The 19,753-nt window shown below is 62.0% G+C and carries 18 protein-coding genes; 9 read left to right on the top strand and 9 right to left on the bottom strand.

Annotated features, from left to right (window positions below; all coding sequences use genetic code 11):
* Window positions 1-43: 43 nt before the first annotated feature.
* From RHEC894_RS27570 to RHEC894_RS27560, 3 genes are all read left to right on the top strand, one after another.
* Complete coding sequence (locus RHEC894_RS27570; protein WP_085739893.1) at window positions 44-2,752, top strand: sensor histidine kinase KdpD; 2,709 nt, start codon at window positions 44-46, stop codon at window positions 2,750-2,752.
* The gene (locus tag RHEC894_RS27565; protein WP_010067185.1) at window positions 2,749-3,441 is read left to right on the top strand and encodes a response regulator transcription factor; all 693 of its coding nucleotides are present in this window, start codon (window positions 2,749-2,751) and stop codon (window positions 3,439-3,441) included. The genes RHEC894_RS27570 and RHEC894_RS27565 overlap by 4 nt, the downstream gene beginning before the upstream one ends.
* Before the next feature lie 82 nt (window positions 3,442-3,523).
* Window positions 3,524-3,979 carry a PTS sugar transporter subunit IIA gene (locus tag RHEC894_RS27560; protein WP_085739892.1) on the top strand — a complete coding sequence of 152 codons (456 nt, stop codon included), beginning with the start codon at window positions 3,524-3,526 and terminating at the stop codon, window positions 3,977-3,979.
* A gap of 49 nt (window positions 3,980-4,028) precedes the next feature.
* Here the strand turns inward: RHEC894_RS27560 and RHEC894_RS27555 are convergent, their stop codons facing one another.
* Window positions 4,029-5,045, bottom strand: coding sequence for a porin (locus RHEC894_RS27555; RefSeq protein WP_085739891.1), 1,017 nt, complete (start codon window positions 5,043-5,045; stop codon window positions 4,029-4,031).
* A gap of 360 nt (window positions 5,046-5,405) precedes the next feature.
* Between RHEC894_RS27555 and RHEC894_RS27550 the strand changes: the two genes are divergently transcribed.
* The 5 genes from RHEC894_RS27550 to RHEC894_RS27530 all read left to right on the top strand — a co-directional run bounded on the left by RHEC894_RS27550 (window position 5,406) and on the right by RHEC894_RS27530 (window position 10,312).
* Window positions 5,406-6,431 carry a sulfate ABC transporter substrate-binding protein gene (locus RHEC894_RS27550; RefSeq protein WP_085739890.1) on the top strand — a complete coding sequence of 342 codons (1,026 nt, stop codon included), beginning with the start codon at window positions 5,406-5,408 and terminating at the stop codon, window positions 6,429-6,431.
* Between the two features lie 8 nt (window positions 6,432-6,439).
* On the top strand, window positions 6,440-7,297 hold the full coding sequence (gene cysT, locus RHEC894_RS27545) for a sulfate ABC transporter permease subunit CysT (protein WP_085739889.1): 858 nt from the start codon (window positions 6,440-6,442) through the stop codon (window positions 7,295-7,297).
* Window positions 7,287-8,159, top strand: coding sequence for a sulfate ABC transporter permease subunit CysW (cysW, locus tag RHEC894_RS27540; RefSeq protein WP_085739888.1), 873 nt, complete (start codon window positions 7,287-7,289; stop codon window positions 8,157-8,159). Before cysT ends, cysW begins: the two co-directional genes overlap by 11 nt.
* 10 nt (window positions 8,160-8,169) lie before the next feature.
* Window positions 8,170-9,210 (top strand): sulfate/molybdate ABC transporter ATP-binding protein, encoded by a 1,041-nt coding sequence (locus RHEC894_RS27535; RefSeq protein WP_085739887.1) that lies wholly within the window; start codon window positions 8,170-8,172, stop codon window positions 9,208-9,210.
* A gap of 223 nt (window positions 9,211-9,433) precedes the next feature.
* Window positions 9,434-10,312, top strand: coding sequence for a cell wall hydrolase (locus RHEC894_RS27530; RefSeq protein WP_085739886.1), 879 nt, complete (start codon window positions 9,434-9,436; stop codon window positions 10,310-10,312).
* A 50-nt stretch (window positions 10,313-10,362) separates the two neighbouring features.
* Here RHEC894_RS27530 and RHEC894_RS27525 read toward each other — a convergent pair whose 3' ends face one another.
* Window positions 10,363-11,301, bottom strand: a complete 939-nt coding sequence (locus tag RHEC894_RS27525) for an SDR family NAD(P)-dependent oxidoreductase (protein ID WP_085739885.1) — start codon at window positions 11,299-11,301, stop codon at window positions 10,363-10,365.
* A gap of 166 nt (window positions 11,302-11,467) precedes the next feature.
* Between RHEC894_RS27525 and RHEC894_RS27520 the strand changes: the two genes are divergently transcribed.
* A complete protein-coding gene (locus tag RHEC894_RS27520) occupies window positions 11,468-12,004 on the top strand; it encodes a TetR/AcrR family transcriptional regulator (RefSeq protein ID WP_010066785.1) in 537 nt (178 codons plus the stop codon).
* A 7-nt stretch (window positions 12,005-12,011) separates the two neighbouring features.
* On the opposite strand, the gene pepT is transcribed toward RHEC894_RS27520, so the two are convergent.
* The 7 genes from pepT to RHEC894_RS27480 form a co-directional block, all read right to left on the bottom strand.
* Window positions 12,012-13,244 (bottom strand): peptidase T, encoded by a 1,233-nt coding sequence (pepT, locus tag RHEC894_RS27515; protein ID WP_085739884.1) that lies wholly within the window; start codon window positions 13,242-13,244, stop codon window positions 12,012-12,014.
* Window positions 13,245-13,338: 94 nt separating this feature from the next.
* Window positions 13,339-14,397: a sn-glycerol-3-phosphate ABC transporter ATP-binding protein UgpC gene (gene ugpC / locus RHEC894_RS27510; protein WP_085739883.1), complete on the bottom strand. Its 1,059-nt coding sequence runs from the start codon at window positions 14,395-14,397 to the stop codon at window positions 13,339-13,341.
* 5 nt (window positions 14,398-14,402) lie between these two features.
* Window positions 14,403-15,233, bottom strand: coding sequence for a carbohydrate ABC transporter permease (locus RHEC894_RS27505; RefSeq protein WP_085739882.1), 831 nt, complete (start codon window positions 15,231-15,233; stop codon window positions 14,403-14,405).
* A 4-nt stretch (window positions 15,234-15,237) separates the two neighbouring features.
* Window positions 15,238-16,173 carry a sugar ABC transporter permease gene (locus RHEC894_RS27500; protein WP_085739881.1) on the bottom strand — a complete coding sequence of 312 codons (936 nt, stop codon included), beginning with the start codon at window positions 16,171-16,173 and terminating at the stop codon, window positions 15,238-15,240.
* A gap of 213 nt (window positions 16,174-16,386) precedes the next feature.
* The gene (locus RHEC894_RS27490; protein WP_085739879.1) at window positions 16,387-17,646 is read right to left on the bottom strand and encodes a sugar ABC transporter substrate-binding protein; all 1,260 of its coding nucleotides are present in this window, start codon (window positions 17,644-17,646) and stop codon (window positions 16,387-16,389) included.
* Between the two features lie 31 nt (window positions 17,647-17,677).
* On the bottom strand, window positions 17,678-18,850 hold the full coding sequence (locus RHEC894_RS27485; RefSeq protein WP_085739878.1) for a PLP-dependent transferase: 1,173 nt from the start codon (window positions 18,848-18,850) through the stop codon (window positions 17,678-17,680).
* Complete coding sequence (locus RHEC894_RS27480) at window positions 18,847-19,569, bottom strand: FadR/GntR family transcriptional regulator (RefSeq protein ID WP_085739877.1); 723 nt, start codon at window positions 19,567-19,569, stop codon at window positions 18,847-18,849. Before RHEC894_RS27480 ends, RHEC894_RS27485 begins: the two co-directional genes overlap by 4 nt.
* Window positions 19,570-19,753: the final 184 nt, after the last annotated feature.

Raw genomic sequence — 19,753 nt, 5'->3', positions numbered from 1 at the left:
AGGGAAAGTGGAGCAAGCCTCGCCGTCAGGAAAGACCACACGCATGCCAGACGACAATCGCGACCAGGCCGGCAGGCCATCGCCCGATGCGCTTCTCGAAAAGGCCCGGGCGGAAACGCGCGGCCGTCTGAAAATCTTCCTCGGCGCCGCCCCCGGCGTCGGCAAGACCTATGAGATGCTGATTTCCGGCCGCGCCAAGATCGCTGACGGCCTCGATGTCGTCATCGGCGTCGTCGAGACCCATGGCCGCAAGGAGACCGAGGCGCTGGTCGCCGGCTTCGAGATCATCCCCCGCGTCGAAATCGACTATAAGGGCCGGGTGCTCGAAGAGATGGACCTCGACGGCATCCTCGCCCGCCGGCCCGACCTCGTGCTGGTCGACGAACTCGCCCATACCAATGCCGAGGGCAGCCGCCATCCGAAACGCTACCTTGACGTCAAGGAATTGCTCGATCGCGGCATCGACGTCTATACGACGCTGAACATCCAGCATGTCGAAAGCCTGAACGACGTCGTCTCGCAGATCACCCGCATCCGCGTGCGCGAGACGGTGCCGGATTCGATCATCGACCTGGCCGACGATGTCGAGATCATCGATCTGACGCCCGACGATCTCATCAAGCGCCTGCATGACGGCAAGGTCTACATGCCGCGCACCGCCGAGCGGGCACTGACCAACTACTTCACCCCGGGCAATCTGACGGCGCTTCGTGAACTGGCGCTGCGCAAGACCGCCCAGCGCGTCGACGACCAGTTGCTGACTCATATGCAGGCCCATGCCATATCGGGCCCCTGGGCGGCAGGCGAGCGTGTGCTCGTCTCGGTCGACCATCATCCGCGCTCGGCTTCGCTGGTGCGCTATGCAGCCCGCATGGCCTCGCGCCTGCGCGCGCCCTGGGCGGCCGTCTATATCGAGACCAACCGTTCGATCAATCTCTCCGAAGCCGAACGCGATACCGTCGCCGCTACGCTGCGGCTTGCCGAACAGCTCGGCGGCGAGGCGATCACCCTCCCCGGCCGCGAGGTGGCCGAAGAACTCGTCCGCCACGCCAGTGCCAACAACGTCACCCATATCGTCATCGGCGCCCCGAAGAAGCCCAGCTGGCGCGACTGGTGGAGCCGGTCGATCACCGACGAGCTGATCCGCAAGACGGGCGAGATCAGCGTCCATGTCATCTCGGGCACCGAGAAGGACGGCACCACGGCGCGCGGCATCAAGGCCGCCGCCACCGCGCCGCCGTTGGATTTCCGGGCCTACCTGCTCGCGACCGTCTATGTCGCCATCGCTCTCGCCGTCGGCATCGTACTCGACCAGGTGCTCGACGTGCGCAACCTCGCCCTGGTCTTTCTGATGGCGGTGCTGACCTCGGCGGTCATCCACGGCCTGCGGCCGGCGCTCTACAGCTGCATTCTGGGCGCGCTCTCCTTCAATTTCTTCTTCCTGCCGCCGCGCTACACGCTGACGATCAGCGATCCGGAAAGCGTGCTTGCGCTGTTCTTCTTCCTCGGCGTCGCCATCATCGCCAGCAACCTGACCGCAACCGTGCAGCGCCAGGCCGCGGCCGCCCGGCAGCGGGCGCGCACGACCGAGGATCTCTATCTCTTCTCCAAGAAACTCGCCGGCACCGGCACGCTCGACGACGTGCTCTGGGCGACCGCCTTCCAGCTCGCCTCGATGCTGAAGGTCCGCGTCGTGCTGCTACTGCCGGAAGAAGGCAGCATCGCCGTCAAGGCCGGTTACCCCCCCGACGATACGCTCGACGATGCCGATATCGCCGCCGCCCGCTGGGCGTGGGAGCACAATCATGCCGCCGGCCGCGGCGCCGATACGCTGCCCGGCGCCAAACGCCTTTACGTGCCGCTCAGAACCGGGCGCACCGCCGTCGGCGTCATCGGCCTCGACAGCGACCGCCGCGACGGACCGCTGCTGACGCCGGAGCAGCAGCGGCTGCTCGATGCGCTGGCCGACCAGGCGGCGCTTGCCATCGAACGCGTCCAACTCGTCGCCGATGTCGACCGGGCAAGGCTTGCGGCCGAAGCCGACCGGCTGCGCTCGGCCCTGCTGACCTCGATCTCGCACGATCTGAAGACGCCGCTTGCCGCAATCCTCGGCGCCGCCGGCACGCTGCGCGACTATTTCACCGCCATGCCGGAGGAGGATCGCAGCGACCTGCTTTCAACGGTCGTCGACGAGTCCGAGCGCCTCAACCGCTTCATCGCCAATCTGCTCGACATGACCAAGATCGAATCCGGGGCGATGGAGCCGAATTCCGCGCCGCATTATGCCGGCGATATCGTCGGCAGCGCGCTGCGCCGCGCCGCCAAAATCCTCGAGCACCACAAGACCGAGATGCGCATTCCCGCCGACCTGCCGATGGTGCGCGTCGATCCGGTGCTGTTCGAACAGGCGATCTTCAACCTGCTCGACAATGCCGCGAAATACGCGCCAGAGGGATCCGTGGTCCGCATCGAGGGCTGGGCCGATGCCGACTACGTCGTCGTGCAGGTCTCGGATGAAGGTCCGGGCATTCCGCCGGCCGATCTCGCCCGCGTCTTCGACACCTTCTACCGGGTGCGCAAGGGCGATCAGGTGCGCGCCGGCACCGGTCTCGGCCTTTCCATCTGCCGCGGCTTCATCGAGGCGATGGGCGGCACGATCGCCGCCGGCAACCGGATGGCCGGCCAGGGCGCCGTCTTCACCATCCGCCTGCCGAAACCCAACGACATTCCGAAACTGGATGAACTCCCATGACCGGTTCAGCCGTCAAAATCCTCGTCGTCGACGACGAACCGCCGATCCGCAAGTTGCTCCGCGTCGGCCTGACCGCGCAGGGCTATGAGGTGCAGGAAGCGCCGAACGCTGCCAGCGCCCGTCAGTCGGTCGCAGACGGCACGCCCGATCTCATCGTGCTCGACCTCGGCCTGCCCGACACATCAGGCCATGACTTGCTTCAGGAGTGGCGCGAAGAAGGGCTTTCCGTTCCCGTCATTATCCTCTCCAGCCGCACCGACGAGGCCGGCATCGTCACGGCGCTGGAAAGCGGCGCGGACGACTACGTGACCAAGCCCTTCGGCGTCAACGAACTCGGCGCCCGCATCCGTGTCGCGCTGCGCCACCGCCTGCAGCAGCAGGGCGAAAAGGCGATCTTCCAGACCGGCGGGTTGTCGATCGATCTCGTCAAGCGCATCGTCAAGGTCGACGGCCAGGAGATAAAATTATCGCCGAAGGAATACGACATCCTGCGCGTACTCGCCCAGCACGCCGGCAAGGTGCTGACACATCAGTTTCTTTTGAAGCAGATATGGGGACCGGCCGCCGATGTGCAGTATCTGCGCGTCTACGTCAGGCAGCTGCGACAAAAAGTCGAGAAAATTCCCGATCAGCCGCACTATATCACCACCGAGACCGGCGTCGGCTACCGGCTGAGGGAACCGGACTGACTTCCCTCCCGCTGCCCGAACGGATCAAGCCCGAACAGCGTCCAGCCCAACTGCATCGAACCAAAATAGCATTGAGAATGACATGAACCTTCCCAACATCATCCGGCCGGAACACACCTTCATCGGTGTGTCGGCGCCGACGAAATGGCGCGCGCTGCAGCTTATAGCGGACAAGGCCGCCAAGGCTTTTTCCGTTGACGGCCAAGCCATTCTGAAGGCGCTGGAAGAGCGTGAGAAGCTCGGCTCCACCGGCATCGGCAACGGCATCGCCATTCCACACGCGGCGATCGACGGCATGAGCAGCCCGCGCGGCCTTCTGCTGCGCTTTGCCCAGCCGCTGGATTTCGAAGCGATCGACGATATCCCGACCGACATCGCCTTCGTGCTGCTCTTCGGCGAAAACAATCGCGGCGAATATCTGAACGTATTGTCCGCCATCGCACGCCGCCTGCAATCGGACGGCACGCTTGCCGCTATGCGCAAGGCAAGGACGGTCGACGAATTTTATTCCGATTTCATCGCCGACTCGCGGGTATAAAAAAGGCGCGCCCCGAAGACCGCGCCTCCCCATCTGCAATCAGACGATGTTAGAAATCGCGCTGGAAGCGCAGGAAGCCGAACACTTCGTCGTCGCCTTCGTCCTCATCGTGATATTGCACGCTGAGCTTGGTGCGGAGGTCGTCGACGATCCGGTAATCGATCGTGACGCCTGTGGTGTAGGCGCTGCCGCCGCTGAAGCCGTTGCCGTCAGCGTCGAGCGAGATGTTTTCGAAGTACTGGAAGCCGGGGGTGACCGACCACTTGTCGTTGATCTTCAAAGCGTATTCTGCTGCGATCGTCCATTCGGACTCTTCGTAGTAGTAGTTCGCGCCGCTTGCCCAAACGCCGGCAATGCCGAGCGTGCCCGGGCCGATGTCGGCATAGACGATGCCGCGAACCGCGACTTCGCTGGTGTCGGTGTCATAACCGGCCAGCAGGTAAGCGCTGATGGCGCCGGCCTTGTAGGAGACCTGGCCTGCGACACCGAAGTTGTTCGGGCCTTCGCCCGGCTTGGTGGCGTAGTCGTCTTCCAGTTCGTCGACCGAGATGCCGGCCGTGAAAGCACCCGACTCGTACTGATAACGGATCGAGTTATGGGTCGTTTCGTTGCTGGCGAGCGTATCGGTCTCGCCGCTCATGTCGTCATCCCACCAGCTGTAGAGCTTACCGACGCGGAACCCGGCAATGTCGATATAGCCTTCGTCAAGCAGCGCTTCCTGATCGGAGGCGCTGTCGGCATTGTAGCGCAGCGTGATGACGCCGGTCAGCGTACCGTACTCGGTGTCGTTCTTGGCCTGGAAGGTGACCTGGCCACGCGTCCAGAAGTTTACGTCGGAATCGCCGGAGATCTGATCACCGAAGCGCACTTCGGTACGGATGTAACCGCCGATCGAAAGGCATGTTTCCGTCCCCGGAATATAAAAATAGCCGGTACCGTAGGCGTCGCAAACGCGAACATATTCCACGGGCTCGGGTTCCGCCGCCACGATGGCGTCGGCAGCACGGGCTCCGGAGGCCGCGGCAAGGGCGGCAACGGAGGCAAAAAGGATCGTTCTGATATTCATTTTGAATGGCCCTAACAGGTTTGGAATGCGAGGCGCATTTCAAGGGATGCCCCCGCGTAGCGGCCGGTGAATACGACCGCACGGGAGGCGATATAGGAATCCGCAAGTGCCATCGTGGCAAAAAACCGGCAAAAATCCGCATGACCGTGTCCCTTTCGTGGAGGAACTGTGGCCAAAAAAACACGGTCCTGCGGCGGCCCCACAGTGGCGGCCGATTGGCCGCGGCCAACTCCGGCACGTCCATTTCAAAATCGGCCATCAAATGGAATGACATTCTAACGACCCCGCCGGAACCGGAAGAACCTTCGTTTCATTATACGACTGAGTTGATAGAGTTAAGGCAGAAAACAGGAGGGTTCCATGCAGACACAACGGCTCACCCGGCTCATCGCAGCGGCGGTCATGGCAGGCAGCTTCGCGATCGGGGGCATCGCTCCGGCATTCGCCGATCAGACGCTTCTCAACGTTTCCTACGATCCGACTCGCGAATTGTATAAGGATTTCAACGCCGCCTTTGCCGCCAAGTGGCAGAAGGATACCGGCGAAGCCGTGACGATCCAGGCATCGCATGGCGGCTCCGGCGCCCAGGCCCGCTCGGTCATCGACGGCCTCGACGCAGACGTGGTCACGCTGGCCCTCGAAGGCGATATCGACGCCATCGCCAAGAAGACCGGCAAGATTCCGGCCGACTGGAAGACCAAGCTGCCCAACAATTCGACGCCCTATACGTCGACGATCGTCTTCCTCGTCCGCAAGGGCAACCCGAAGGGCATCAAGGATTGGGGCGACCTGGTCAAGGACGACGTGCAGGTCATCACCCCGAACCCGAAGACCTCGGGCGGCGCCCGCTGGAACTTCCTGGCCGCCTGGGCATGGGCCAAGCAGGCGAATGGCGGCGACGACGCCAAGGCGCAGGACTATGTGACGAAATTGCTGCAGCATGTTCCGGTTCTCGATACCGGCGCGCGCGGGGCGACGACGACCTTCGTCCAGCGCGGCCTCGGCGACGTGCTGCTTGCCTGGGAGAACGAAGCCTATCTTTCGCTCGAAGAACTCGGTCCCGACCAGTTCGAGATCGTGACGCCGACCTTCTCCATCCGCGCCGACCCGCCGGTCGCCGTCGTCGACGGCAATGTCGACAAGAAGGGCACGCGCAAGGTCGCCGAAGCCTACCTCAATTATCTCTATTCCGACGAAGGCCAGAAGATCGCCGCCAAGCATTATTACCGGCCGATCAAGCCTGAAGCCGCCGATCCGGCCGATATCGCCCGCTTTCCGAAGCTGACGCTTGCCACCATCGACGACTTCGGCGGCTGGAAGGAAGCCCAGCCGAAATTCTTCGGTGACGGCGGGGTATTTGACCAAATCTACAAGCCGGCACAATAATAGACTTCATGAAAGCACATAGCCCCACGCGGTGGCGGTTCAAGCGGCCGAGCGTCATTCCGGGTTTCGGAATGGCGCTCGGTCTCACATTGACCTGGCTCACCCTTCTGATCCTCATCCCGCTCTCCGGCCTTGCCGTCCGGTCGAGCGCGCTCGGCTGGGAGAAATTCTGGTCGATCGCGTTCGATCCGCGCATATTGAACGCGCTGCGCATCAGCTTCGGCAGCGCCTTCATCGCTGCGATCATCAACGCCGTCTTCGGCATTATTCTCGCCTGGGTGCTGGTGCGCTACCGTTTCCCCGGCAAGCGCGTCATCGACGCGATGGTCGACCTGCCCTTCGCGCTGCCGACGGCCGTCGCGGGCATTGCATTGGCAACGCTCTACGCGCCGAACGGCTGGATCGGCCAGTTCCTGACACCGCTCGGCATCAAGATCGCCTTCACGCCGGCCGGTATCGTCGTGGCGCTGATCTTCGTCGGCCTGCCCTTCGTGGTGCGCACCGTGCAGCCGGTCATGGAGGAAATCGACAAGGAAGTGGAAGAGGCCGCGGCAACGCTCGGCGCCAACCGCCTCCAAACGATTTTCCGCGTGCTGCTGCCGGGGCTGGCGCCGGCCGTGCTCACCGGCTTCGCGCTGGCTTTTGCCCGCGGCGTCGGCGAATACGGTTCGGTCATCTTCATCGCCGGCAACCTGCCGTTCAAATCGGAGATCGCGCCGCTGCTGATCGTCATCAAACTCGAAGAGTATAATTATGCGGCAGCGACCGGCATTGCGGCGATCATGCTGGTGATCTCGTTCGCCATGCTGCTGGTGATCAATCTCATCCAGAGCTGGAGCAGGCGGAGGTATGGCCATGGCGCTTGATGCAACCGTTCAACCAGCAAAGTTGCGTTCGGTGACCACCGAACACAGGTTTGCACGCTTTAGTCTGATCGCCCTGTCGCTGGTCTTCCTGCTGCTGATCCTGCTGCTGCCGCTCGCCGCCGTCTTCGTCGAGGCCTTCCGCAAGGGACTAGGCCCCTTTCTCCAGGCGCTCAGCGATCTCGAAACCTTCTCGGCGATCCGGCTGACGCTGATCGTCGCCGGCGTCAGCGTGCCGCTCAACCTCGTCTTCGGAGTTGCCGCCGCCTGGGCGATCGCCAAGTTCGAGTTCAAGGGCAAGGCGTTCCTGACGACGCTGATCGACATGCCCTTCTCCGTCTCGCCTGTTATATCCGGCCTGGTCTTCGTGCTCTTGTTCGGCGCCAATACCTGGCTCGGCCAATGGCTCAGCGCCTACGACATCAAGATCCTGTTCGCCGTGCCGGGGCTGATCCTTGCGACGATGTTCGTCACCTTCCCCTTCGTCGCGCGCGAGCTGATTCCGCTGATGCAGGAGCAGGGAACGGCCGATGAGGAGGCAGCCCTGTCGCTGGGCGCCAGCGGCTGGCAGACCTTCTGGCATGTGACGCTGCCGAACATCAAATGGGGCCTGCTCTACGGCGTGCTGCTCTGCAACGCCCGCGCCATGGGCGAATTCGGCGCCGTCTCGGTGGTTTCCGGCCACATTCGCGGCCAGACGAACACCATGCCGCTGCAGGTGGAAATCCTCTATAACGAGTATAATTTTACCGGCGCTTTTGCCGTCGCCACGCTTTTGGCCTTGCTGGCGCTCGTCACTCTTGTTTTGAAAACGCTGCTGGAAATGCGCTATAGCGCTGAAATCTCCGCCAGCCGGCGGCACTGAAGGATTTGGAATGGAAGTACGCGTTCAAAACATCCGCAAGGAATTCGATCGTTTTCCGGCGCTGCACGATGTCTCGCTCGGCATCCGCTCCGGCGAGCTGATCGCCCTGCTCGGCCCGTCGGGCTCCGGCAAGACGACATTGCTGCGGCTGATCGCCGGCTTGGAAAGCCCGACGGAAGGGCAGATCTTCTTCGGTGACGAGGATGCCTCGAAGAAGACTGTGCAGCAGCGCAATATCGGCTTCGTCTTTCAGCATTATGCTCTGTTCCGCTATATGACGGTGCTCGACAACGTCTCTTTCGGCCTGAAGGTCAGAAAGGGCGCGCGGCGGCCTGCGAAGGCCGACATCCGCCGGCGGGCGCTGGAACTGCTCGAGCTCGTGCAGCTTTCCGGCCTTGAGAAACGCTATCCGGCACAGCTTTCCGGCGGCCAGCGCCAGCGCGTGGCGCTCGCCCGCGCCATGGCTGTCGAGCCGAACGTGCTGCTGCTCGACGAACCCTTCGGGGCGCTCGACGCACAGGTGCGCAAGGACCTGCGCAAATGGCTGCGCGAGATCCACGACCGCACCGGCCACACCACCGTCTTCGTCACCCACGACCAGGATGAAGCCCTGGAGCTCGCCGACCGCGTCGTCGTCATGAGCCAGGGCGCGATCGAACAGGTCGGCACGCCTGACGAGGTCTATGACAATCCGAATTCTCCCTTCGTCTTCGGATTTATCGGCCAGTCGAACTGCCTGCAGGTCGAAATCTCGGGCGGCGACATCCGCTTCGACGGCCGCTCGCTCGGCCTCAATGCCGACGGCGAGCCGGACGGCCCGGCGCAGCTCTATTTCCGCCCGCATGACGTCAGGCTCTGCGAATCGGCTGAAAACTGTATTGCCGGCCAGCCGGTCTCCAGCCGCCGCGTCGCCGGCACCCGCCATATCGAATTGGATATCGGCAATGACCGCCCGCATATCGAGATCGAGCTGCCGCCGAGCGAGGCCGACAGACTCGACCGCAACCGCGTGGCGTTCAAGCCGACTCGCTGGAAGCTGTTTCGCAGCTGATCAGCGCAAACGGCGCTGTAACGCATTGAGTTGCTGCATAATTCCTTAATTTTTGCGAATTATGCAGCAGATGGCCTCCGGGCGCATCGCCGGAATCGCATTTGGCGAGAGTCCCTCAGGATTTTTGTTATCTAAGGTTGTTTGTATTTCAATCATATGACGAGTAAAAGATTTTGCGCGTTAATCATAAAGGGCTGGACTCATTCCTAGGAGGCACCTGGCGTTGAGGGCGGAGATTTCCTTTGGAAAATCCCTGATCGGGATTTTGTTCGCAGGACTGGCGGCCACCGGCTGCACGACGACATCGCAACCGGCAGCAACGCCGGCAAAGACCAAGACGAAGCAGGCTCAAGCCGCGAAAGTCACCTTCAATTATACGGCCAAGGATCGCGACTGCCTGAAGCGCGCGATGTATTTCGAATCGCAGCATTCGGATGAGGACGGCTATATGGCTGTCGGCACCGTCGTCATGAACAGGCTCACGTCAGGCGCCTATCCTCCGTCCATCTGCGGCGTCGTCGCCCAGGAGAAGCAGTTTGCCCCCGGCGTGATGACGCGCGAAGTCAAGCCGCAGGCCGAACCGGAGCTTGCCACCGCCGCCGATGCGATCCTCCTGAAAGGTGCGCGCCATCCCGCGGTGAAGGATGCGATGTTCTTCCATACCGACGGGCTGAAATTCCCTTACGGCAACATGCATTATGTGACGGTCGCCGGCGGCAACGCCTTCTACGAGAAGCGCGACTCCAACGGCATGCTTCAAACACCGCCGCCGCTGCCCTCCTATGAGGTGGCGATGAATTATGTGCCCGGCGAAAGCATGTTGCCGCCGCAGTTCGAGGCGCTGATCCCCTCGGCGGTTCCCGTTCCCCTCCCGTCACCGGACCCGATGGCGACGGCGAGCACGATGTCCGCGGTCAATATGGCGCCCACGGCACGGATGGCGCCGATCGCAAATCCCATGCCGATGCAGATCACGGCACCGGTGACCTTGCCGGAACCCTTGATCGAACCTGACCCGGGAATGCGGATCGCGATCCCCATCCCTCGCCCCGCTTTTGACAGCGTCATGCTGCGCGGCAGCGTTGCGGCGAACGGCGGCTGAAGCGCGTCGCGATCTTTTCGATTCGCGGCTTGCGCTTTAGCTCTTTGTTTTCACGCGCGTCGTTCCCCGAAACCGACCTCGCTAAAGCTATAGTGGACGCCGGTAATCCGCGCGAGGTCATCAAAAAGAGCGCACCAGGCGGAGGGGTCGTCCGCATAGGGAGCCGTCCTGGTTTCGACGGGATTGCCGCGCAGTTCGATAAACCCGCCGGGGCCGTAATAGCCGCCAGGCCGGGCATTCTCCAAAGTCGCCGCCATCAGTGTCGGCCAGGCGCCCTTTTCAGGGCTCTGGAGCAACGGGTACGTCAGAATGCCAGCGATCTTGGTGCTGAGCGTCGTGGCAGCAAAGAGATTGGTCCGCGCCCCACCGGGATGGCTGATGGTAGACAGCAGACGATCGCCGGCGCGGCGCTGCAATTCGCGGGCAAACAGGATGTTGGCGAGCTTCGTCTTGGCATAGACGCGCATCGGTACATAGCCGGTCCTGGCCTCGAAATCGGTGATCGGTCCCGGCTTGAACATTTTGTGGGTGTTCGAAGCGACCGTGACGACCCGGGGACGGGACGCCTGCAGCAATGCGGGCAGAAGCAGACCGGTCAGCCGGTAAGGCCCGAAAACGTTGGTCGCAAACTGCAGCTCATGGCCGTCGACGCTGACTTCGCACCGCGGCAGACCCATTATGCCTGCATTGTTGATCAGCATGTCGATCGGCCGGCCATTCTCAAGCTCGCCGTCGGCGAATGCCTGAATGGACATGGGGATCGAGAGGTCCAGCACGCCTGAGCGGACGGCAGCTTTCGGAATAATCGCACGGATGCGCTTCACCGCATCTTCGCCCTTGGATTTGCTGCGGGCGGCAATCGTGACCTCGGCGCCGGCGCGGACCAACTCGAGCGCCGTATACCAACCGATGCCGCTGTTGGCGCCGGTTACGATCACCCGCTTGCCGGCTTGCGACGGAATTTTCGCGGGGGTCCAGGTCTCACTCATATTGCTTGCTTTCTGTCTGGGCACTGTTGGGCGCGGCCCGATCGCCGCCAGCCATTTTGGACGTTTTGACATTTTTAATACTTTTTGTCAACATCGGTTGCGTCAGCATTCAACCAGGGCCGCGGCTGCCGTTGACAAAAAACACTGAATTCGTCAGGAAGGTGCTATGGCACCCAAAATCACCCCTGAGGACGCGGCATCGCGGCGCGACACGGTCTTGAAGGCGGCCCGATGGTGTTTCCTGAACTTCGGGTATTCCAAGACGTCTCTGGATGATATCGCCAAGCGCGCCAACTTATCGCGTACGCTGCTCTACAAGACATTCAGCGACAAGCAGGAGATCTACACTGCAGTGTTCCGGCACTGGCTGGTGTCGCGGCATCCGCAGGCGCGTGAAGCGGCTCAGGCCGTCGGCGACCCGCAGGATCGCCTTTTCCACGTGTGCCGGGTGATGGTCATTGAGCCCTGGGCCGACATGGTCGGGGCGCCGATGGCCGGCGAATTCTTTGACGTATGCGAACGCCTCGATCCGGAGATCGACGCACTGCACCGTCAGGTCGCGCTTGAATGTATCGCAGCCGTGCTATTGGACGACGCAGCCGCCGAAGTCTTCCTGCTCTCGCTTGACGGTCTGATTGGCGATGAACCGACGGTATCTGACCTTGAGAAACGCGTGAGGCTGCTGGTCGCCCGCTTCGTCTAGACGCGAACTAAGCGCGCTCTTCCCAGACTTTGGCCAGTTCGACGATCGTCTTGACCGCCTTTTCCATATCCTGGCGGCTGACCCATTCGAGCGGCGAGTGAAAGGCATGGCCGCCGGCGAAGATGTTCGGGCATGGCAGTCCCATGAAGGAAAGCCGCGAACCATCCGTGCCGCCGCGGATGCTGCCTCGTACCGGCGTCATGCCGGCCCGTCGCACCGCTTCGACGGCGTTGTCGACGATCTCGGGGTGACGGTCGAGCACCACTTTCATGTTGCGGTACTGTTCCCTGACCTCGAAATGATAGGTCGAACCGGGATAGGCTGATATCACCTCTCTCACGATGGCTTCGAGCAAGGTCTCCTTTTCCACGAGCCCCGCGTCGGTGAAGTCGCGGATGATGAAGCTCAGCGACGCTTTCTCCATCGAGCCGGTCACACCCACCGGATGGATGAAGCCCTGCTTTCCCTCCGTGGTTTCGGGCGCGATCTCCTTCGGCAGCCGGTCGATGATGGCGCCGGCGATCTTGATGGCGTTCTCCATGCGGTCCTTGGCAAAACCCGGATGGATCGCGACGCCCGAGATGCCGATCTCGACGCCATCGGCCGAGAAGGTCTCGTCCTCGATATGGCCTGATGTCTCGCCGTCCATCGTATAGGCGAAGTCGGCGCCGAGCTTCTTCAGATCGACCTTGTTGACGCCGCGCCCGACTTCCTCGTCGGGGGTGAACAGGATCTTGATCGTCCCGTGCCGGATATCGGGATTGTCGACCAAGAACTGCGCTGCGGTCATGATCTCCGCCAGTCCGGCCTTGTCGTCGGCGCCGAGCAATGTCGTTCCGTCGGTCGTGACGATGTCGTTGCCGATCTGGTTGTTCAGTTCCGGATGCTCGGAAACCCGGATCACCCGGCTCTGATCGCCGGCAAGTGTGATATCGCCGCCGGCATAATTCCGGATGATCTGCGGCTTGACGCCTGTGCCGCTGAAATCCGGCGCCGTATCCATATGCGAGCAGAAACAGATGACCGGCAGCGTCTTGTCGCTGTTGGCGGGAATCGTCGCATAGACATAACCGTGTTCATCGAGATGCGCGTCCGCAAGACCGATCGCCAGCAATTCCTCGACCAGAATCCGTCCGAGATCCTTCTGTTTGCTTGTGGTCGGCTGGGTCGACGAAGAGGGATCGGATTGGGTATCGATAACGACATAGCGCAGAAAGCGGTCGAGAACAGTGTCGGTCATGGCATCCACTCCAGCAAGATTACGCAAGGGATATAACCCTTGCGGGCGGTGCGGCAAAAGATTTTTCAGCGCGCAGCGCGTGAGGATTGCCCGGTCAATCCAAGCGTTGTCCCTCGCCATCGAACACATGCAGATATTGAGCTGGGAAAGCCACAGTGACCTTCGGACCCGCCTTCAGCGCCTCGCGGTTTAACGTGAAGATCTTGAACGGCAGACCATGCAGGGCAAGGTGCAGGATGATGCCGAAGCCCGTCGGCTCGACAAGTTCCACATCCGCGGCCAGTCCGGCGCCGTTGTCGCTCATCGTCACATGCTCCGGCCGGATGCCGAGCGTCACTTTGGTCCCCTCGGAAAGCGGCAGCGGTTTTGCCAACGGCACGACCGTTCCGTCCTTCAGCTTCACGCCGCCTGTGACGGAGCTGGCCTCGAGGAAATTCATCCCCGGCGAGCCGATGAAGCCGGCGACGAAAAGATTGGCGGGGCGGTCGTAGAGTTCGAGCGGACTGCCGACCTGCTGGACGACGCCGCCATGCATGGCAACGATCCGGTCCGCCAGCGTCATCGCCTCGATCTGGTCATGGGTGACATAGATCGAGGTCGCCTTCAGCTCGCCATGCAGTTTCTTGATTTCGGCGCGCATCTGCTCGCGCAGGCGCGCATCGAGGTTGGACAGCGGCTCGTCGAACAGGAAGGCCTTCGGCTGGCGCACGATGGCGCGGCCCATGGCGACACGCTGGCGCTGGCCGCCGGAAAGCGCCTTCGGCCTGCGTTCGAGCAGCGGATCGAGGCCGAGCTTGGCGGCGGCCGCCGCCACGGCACTTGCAATCTTCTCCTTCGCTGTTTTCCGGAGCTTCAGGCTGTAGCTCATATTGCCGGCGACGTTCATATGCGGGTAGAGCGCATAGGACTGGAACACCATGGCAATGTCGCGGTCTTTGGGATGCAGCTCGTTCACCCGGCCGCCCGCAATGCGGATCTCGCCTGATGTGACATCCTCCAGCCCGGCGATCATGCGCAAGAGCGTGGATTTGCCGCAGCCGGAGGGGCCGACGAGCACGACGAATTCACCGTCCCTGATTTCGAGATCGACGCCGTGCAGCACCTGCACATGGCCATAGGCTTTACGGATATTCTGGATATCGATCGATGCCATTCTGTTTAACCCTTGACCGCGCCGGCCGTCAGGCCCTGGACGAGATAACGCTGGATGAGCAGGAAGAAGAGGCCGGCCGGAATGAGCGCCATGACGCCCGCCGCCATCATCTGCCCGAAATCCACCGAGAATTTCGAAACGAAGGTGAGAAGCCCGACCGGGAAGGTCGCCGCGTCATTACCGTTGATCAGCATCAGGGCGAAGAGCAGCTCGCTCCAGGCGGCGGTGAAGACGAAGCCGAGTGTGGCGGCAATGCCCGGCAGCGTCAGCGGCAGGATGATCTGGCGAAAGGCGGTGAACTGCGTCGCCCCGTCGATCATCGCCGCCTCTTCCAGATCCCTGGGGATGCCATCGAAGAAGGACTGCATCAGGAAGGTGGCAAAGGGCACGTTGAAGGCGGTGTAGACGATGACGAGCCCGGTCAGGCTGTTGGTCAGATGCAAGGGCGACAGGATCTTGAAGATCGGCGCCACCAGCATGACCAGCGGGAACATCTGGGTCAGCAGCATCAGCGCGACGATCCAATATTTCGCCCGGAAATTGAAGCGCGACAGCGCATAGCCGGAGAGCGAGGCTGAGATTGTCACCGTCACCGCCGTCGAGGTCGAGACGATCAGGCTGTTCTTGAAGAAGGTCGGGAAGGCGCTGTGCTGCAGCACGAAGGCATAGTGCTCCCATGTCGTGCGCGACGGCCACATGCGCACGCCTTCGCTATAGAGCAGGTCGTTCGGCGTCACCGAGACCTTGAGCAGCCAGAACAGCGGGAAGAGCGCGAAGGCAATGTAGCAGAGGATCGCCAAGCGATGCGCAATGGTGGGAATGACGGATCGTCTCATGATCTCAATCCTTGTTCAGCAGCGTCTGCCGCAGCAGGATGATCAGCATCGAATAGGCAAGCAGCAGCACGAGCAGCACCAGCGCGATCGCCGAGGCATAACCGAAATCGAGCCGCTTGAACGCCGTCGTGAAGATGTAGCTCGCGACGATCTGCGTCCGGTCGGCCGGCCCGCCATTGGTCATGACGACGATGAGATCGGCGAAATTGGAAATCCACACGGTGCGCAAGAGCACGGTGATGGCGATCGTCGGCGCCAGGAACGGCAGGGTGATCGAGCGGAAACGCTGGAACCAGCCGGCGCCGTCGATCGAGGCGGCCTCGTAGAGATCGCGCGGGATTGCCTGCAGGGCGGCAAGCAGGGTGATGGCGAAGAAGGGAATACCCCACCACACATTGGCGGCAATCGGCCCCCACATCGCGTAATCGGGATCGGAAAGAATATTCCCCGGCTCATGCATCAGCCCAAGCCCGAAGAGCCAGTGCGGTATCGGCCCGATGACCGGATTGAACAGCCAGGCCCAGTTCAGGCCGGCGAGAAAGGACGGCACCGCCCAGGGCAGGAAGACCAGCGCTTGCGCGATCGCCCGGCCCGAGAACGGCTTGTCGAGCAGCAGCGCCAGGATCAGCCCGAAGACGAACTGCAGGACGACGGAGGCGCCGGTCCACCAGAGCGTATTCCGCAGCGCGCCATAAAAGGCGGCATCGCCTGCAAGTTCGCGAAAATGATCGAGCCCGATGAAGCCGCCGGAAAACGGATTGAGCAGTTGGATATCGCGGAAGGCGTAGGACAGCCCGAGCGTCAGCGGCACCAGCATCACCGCGATGATCAGGATCAGCGACGGAGCGCTGTAGAGATAGGGCTCCGAAGCATCGGCAAGACGCCGCAGCCATGGCCTGCGGTCACGACGCATGTCGAGCATATCGGCGGAAATGGTCATCAGTGCGTAATTTCCATGTCTACCCGGGTGCGGATTCTCGCGCGGGTAATGCTTCTGAAAACTGGGCGGCCGCGGCCCCCTCATCCGACCCTTCGGGCCACCTTCTCCCCGCTGGGGAGAAGGGGATGGAGAGGTTGCGGCATGTTCCCTTCTCCCCGTCGGGGAGAAGGTGCCGGCAGGCGGATGAGGGGGCCGCAGTCGCCCCCTCACCCCTTACTTCTTGCTCAAGAACTTCTGCTGCGCCTTGGTCAGATAGTCCGCCCACTGGTCGGCCAGATCCTTCGCCGAGATATCGCCGAGCAAGGCCTGCTGCGAGGTCTTGATCGCCAGCGAATCCTTGAAGAAGGCAAACTCCTCCAGATAGGTCGGCATGACCGTCGGCACCGTGTTCGGGTCCGCCAGTTCCTCGAACCAGCCCTTGAACTGGTCACCGGCATAGAAGGGATCCTTCTCGGCCGCGGTATAGGCCGGCAGCGCGCCGATGCGCTTGTTCCACTCGATATTGCCTTCCGGCCCTTCGAGGGTGGCGATCAGCTTCCAGGAGAGATCCTTGTTGCCGCTGGTCGAAAACATCGACCAGCCGCCATAGCCGATGGTCGGGAAGGACTTGCCGTCCGGGCCCTTCGGCAGTGGCATGACGCCGAAATCTTCCTTTTTCATGCGTTCGGCAATGGCGATCAGCGCATCCGGATCCTGGTCGAGGAAGGCGCAGGTGCCGGAATAGAAGCCGGCGACGACTTCGTTGAAGCCCCAGTTGACGCTGTCCTTCGGCGCGTAGCCCTTCTTGTAGAGATCGACCATCCATTCGATGCCCTTGGCCCAGCCGGGGCTGTTCATAGTCGAGGTGCCGTCTTCCTTGAAGTATTTGTTCGAGCCGGCCATCGAGGCGGCGAAGATCATCCAGCCGTTGAGGCCGCCTGCGCCGCCGCGCATGCAGTAGCCGTATTTGCCCTGCAGCTTGGAGACCTTTTCCGAAGCGGCGGTGAACTCCTCCAGCGTCTTCGGCGGCGCTGCGACACCGGCTTCCGAAAGCAGCTTCTTGTTGTAGAACATCGCCCTCAAATAGAAGCCGTAGGGCAGCATATAGGCGGTGTTCTTGACGTCGCGGCCGAGCTCGAGGGCACGCGGCGTCAGCTCCTTGGTGTGCTCCCACTTTGCGAGATAGGGCTCGAGGCTTTCGAGCATGCCGTTATTGGCATAGAGCGACAGCCAGGTATCCGGCATTTCCATCACGTCGGGCACGTCGCCGGCCGACACCATGGTCGCGAACTTCTGGAAAGCCTCGTTCCAGGGCAGCGAGATGATGTCGACCTTGGTGCCGGGATTGGCGGCCTCGAACTTGCCGACGATCGATTTCAGCGTTTCGGTACGCTCCGGGCTGGTGATGACTTCGACGAGCTTCAGCGTCGTATCGGCAAAGGCCGTACCCGCCATCATCGAAGCAAAGAGCGTCGAGATTATTAGTTTTTTCATGCTCAGTTCCCCCTTTTAGGTTCTCTCGGTTTCAAGATTGCGAGGCGGCGGCGAGCGCCTCCTCGATGTCTCTCCACAGCGCCTCGGTTCCTTCGAGACCGACATGGAGACGTACGGATCGCGCATGGATGCCAAAGGTTTGCGCGGAATTCGGCTGTGCCTTCTGCTGCAGCACCACCTCGCCCGGTACGATCAGGCTTTCGTGCCCACCCCAGCTCACACCCAGTTTGAAGAGCTTGAGGTGATCGGCGAAGGCGCGGATATCGACGCCTTCGCGGAAAATGAACGAGAAGAGGCCCGACGTGCCGTTGAGCCCGGCGGGCAGGCGGTTGGCGAGACCCGGATGGCAGACCGTCTCCACCACCTCGAGCCGCTGCAGGCGTCGGGCGATCTCGAGCGCCGAGGCCTCATGCGCCTTCATGCGCAGCGGCAAGGTGCGCAGGCCGCGGATCAGCAGCCAGGCATCAAAGGGCGAAAGCTTGCCGCCGAGATAGGGATAGGCTTCGGCCTTGATGCGGGCGATCATCTCCTTCGAGCCGGCAACGACGCCTGCGACGACATCGCTGTGGCCGCCGAGATATTTCGAGGCCGAATGGATGACGAGATCGACGCCGAGTGTCAGCGGTCGCTGGAAGAACGGGCTCGCCCAGCTGTTGTCGATCATCGAGACTGCGCCGTGCTGCCTGGCGAGGGCTGCGAGCGCGCCGACGTCATGCGCTTCCATCACCCAACTCGTCGGGCTTTCCAGGTAGAGGAGTTTGGCGCCCGGCAGCGCGCGCGCGACCGCTTCCTCGTCGCGCCCGTCGACATAGGTCACCTCGATCTTCATCCGTTTCAGGATGGTGCCGAACAGCCGGAAGGCATCGGGATAGACATGTTTGACGGCAACGATGCGGTCGCCCGGCTCGACGAAACTCAGCACTGCCGACGAAATCGCCGCCATGCCACTGGCAAAACCCAGCGCATCGTCAGCGCCTTCGAGCTTGGCCAGCATCTCCTCGAAGGCGCGTACCGTCGGGTTCAGCCCGCGCGTATAGGTCGGCCGCACCTTCTCGCCGCGATAGACGGTGATCATTTCGTCGTAATCGGAAAAGGTGAAAAGCGAGGTCTGGAAGATCGGCGGTACGACGGCGTCGGCGAAGTTGCCGTCGTCGTGGGCAGTGATGATGGAGGCAAGATCGAACGGGTCGGCGCCGTTGCTCATTTGGACATTTCCTTGATGTCTTCCTCGACGATATCGAGAATTTTCAATGTTTCCGCCCGCGCCGCCTCGGCATCCCGAGCAGCGATCGCGTTGAAAAGCGTGCGGTGAAAGGGAAAGGACCGGCGGGCAAAATCCTGCCGGTCGAACGGATGCTCCCAGAAGCGCTCGAAGGTCTCGCGCATCTGCTCGAGAAGCTGGCGAAACAGCGGATTGTGGGTGGCGTCGTAGACGGCGAGATGGAAGGCAAGGTCTTCCGGCCCTGATGTGCCCTGCTCCAGATGCACCCGCTCCATCTCGTTGAGTTTCTCCTCGATGACGACGAGGTCTCTTGCCGTGCGCCGCCGGGCCGCGACCATGCCCGCCTCGCATTCGATGCCGCGGCGGACCTCCAGCGTCTGCAGCAGTGCATCGCGCAGATGCACCGCGTCGAAGGACAGCGGCATATGGATCGTCGCCCGGGACACAGGCTTCAAAAGGTAGGTGCCGCTGCCCTTGCGCGTCTCGATGACGCCGAGCGCCTGAAAATGCCGGATCGCTTCGCGAATGGTCGAACGGCCGACGGCAAGAGCCGCCATCAGCTCCCGCTCGGCCGGCAGCCGATCGCCCGCCTGCAACCGTGCCTCCTCGACATAATCCGCCAGCGCATCGGTCACCTGACGCGCGCGGTCCATGACTGGAAGCGGCCGGATCACCGGCCTGTCGCTACGATTTGCCTTCATGGTTCCCCATTTTCTTATCAGGCAGTCAGACGTTGAAATTGGTCTGACATCTTAGCATTTCCCAAATATGGGAAGGCGTCAAGCGGTGTTTTGCGACGTGAGACGATGCCCAGTCAGCGTCGCGCTGGCCGGAGTCGGGGACTGCTAATCTATAATTGAATCGCGTCTTCGGATGGTTTCATGA

Source organism: Rhizobium sp. CIAT894, assembly GCF_000172795.2.
In the GTDB taxonomy this organism is placed as follows: domain Bacteria; phylum Pseudomonadota; class Alphaproteobacteria; order Rhizobiales; family Rhizobiaceae; genus Rhizobium.
The sequence above is the reverse complement of the archived record's forward strand: the minus strand, read 5'-3'. Positions and strand labels throughout refer to the sequence as shown.

Bases quoted from the DNA above. Each gene is read 5' to 3' on its own strand.
- RHEC894_RS27535 (WP_085739887.1), top strand. From the start codon at position 8,170: ATGGAAGTACGCGTTCAAAACATCCGCAAGGAATTCGATCGTTTTCCG.
- RHEC894_RS27500 (WP_085739881.1), bottom strand. From the start codon at position 16,173: ATGACCATTTCCGCCGATATGCTCGACATGCGTCGTGACCGCAGGCCA.
- RHEC894_RS27570 (WP_085739893.1), top strand. From the start codon at position 44: ATGCCAGACGACAATCGCGACCAGGCCGGCAGGCCATCGCCCGATGCG.
- RHEC894_RS27565 (WP_010067185.1), top strand. From the start codon at position 2,749: ATGACCGGTTCAGCCGTCAAAATCCTCGTCGTCGACGACGAACCGCCG.
- RHEC894_RS27480 (WP_085739877.1), bottom strand. From the start codon at position 19,569: ATGAAGGCAAATCGTAGCGACAGGCCGGTGATCCGGCCGCTTCCAGTC.
- RHEC894_RS27490 (WP_085739879.1), bottom strand. From the start codon at position 17,646: ATGAAAAAACTAATAATCTCGACGCTCTTTGCTTCGATGATGGCGGGT.
- RHEC894_RS27525 (WP_085739885.1), bottom strand. From the start codon at position 11,301: ATGAGTGAGACCTGGACCCCCGCGAAAATTCCGTCGCAAGCCGGCAAG.
- RHEC894_RS27550 (WP_085739890.1), top strand. From the start codon at position 5,406: ATGCAGACACAACGGCTCACCCGGCTCATCGCAGCGGCGGTCATGGCA.
- ugpC (WP_085739883.1), bottom strand. From the start codon at position 14,397: ATGGCATCGATCGATATCCAGAATATCCGTAAAGCCTATGGCCATGTG.
- pepT (WP_085739884.1), bottom strand. From the start codon at position 13,244: ATGACCGACACTGTTCTCGACCGCTTTCTGCGCTATGTCGTTATCGAT.
- RHEC894_RS27520 (WP_010066785.1), top strand. From the start codon at position 11,468: ATGGCACCCAAAATCACCCCTGAGGACGCGGCATCGCGGCGCGACACG.
- RHEC894_RS27555 (WP_085739891.1), bottom strand. From the start codon at position 5,045: ATGAATATCAGAACGATCCTTTTTGCCTCCGTTGCCGCCCTTGCCGCG.
- RHEC894_RS27505 (WP_085739882.1), bottom strand. From the start codon at position 15,233: ATGAGACGATCCGTCATTCCCACCATTGCGCATCGCTTGGCGATCCTC.
- RHEC894_RS27485 (WP_085739878.1), bottom strand. From the start codon at position 18,850: ATGAGCAACGGCGCCGACCCGTTCGATCTTGCCTCCATCATCACTGCC.
- RHEC894_RS27560 (WP_085739892.1), top strand. From the start codon at position 3,524: ATGAACCTTCCCAACATCATCCGGCCGGAACACACCTTCATCGGTGTG.
- cysT (WP_085739889.1), top strand. From the start codon at position 6,440: ATGAAAGCACATAGCCCCACGCGGTGGCGGTTCAAGCGGCCGAGCGTC.
- cysW (WP_085739888.1), top strand. From the start codon at position 7,287: ATGGCGCTTGATGCAACCGTTCAACCAGCAAAGTTGCGTTCGGTGACC.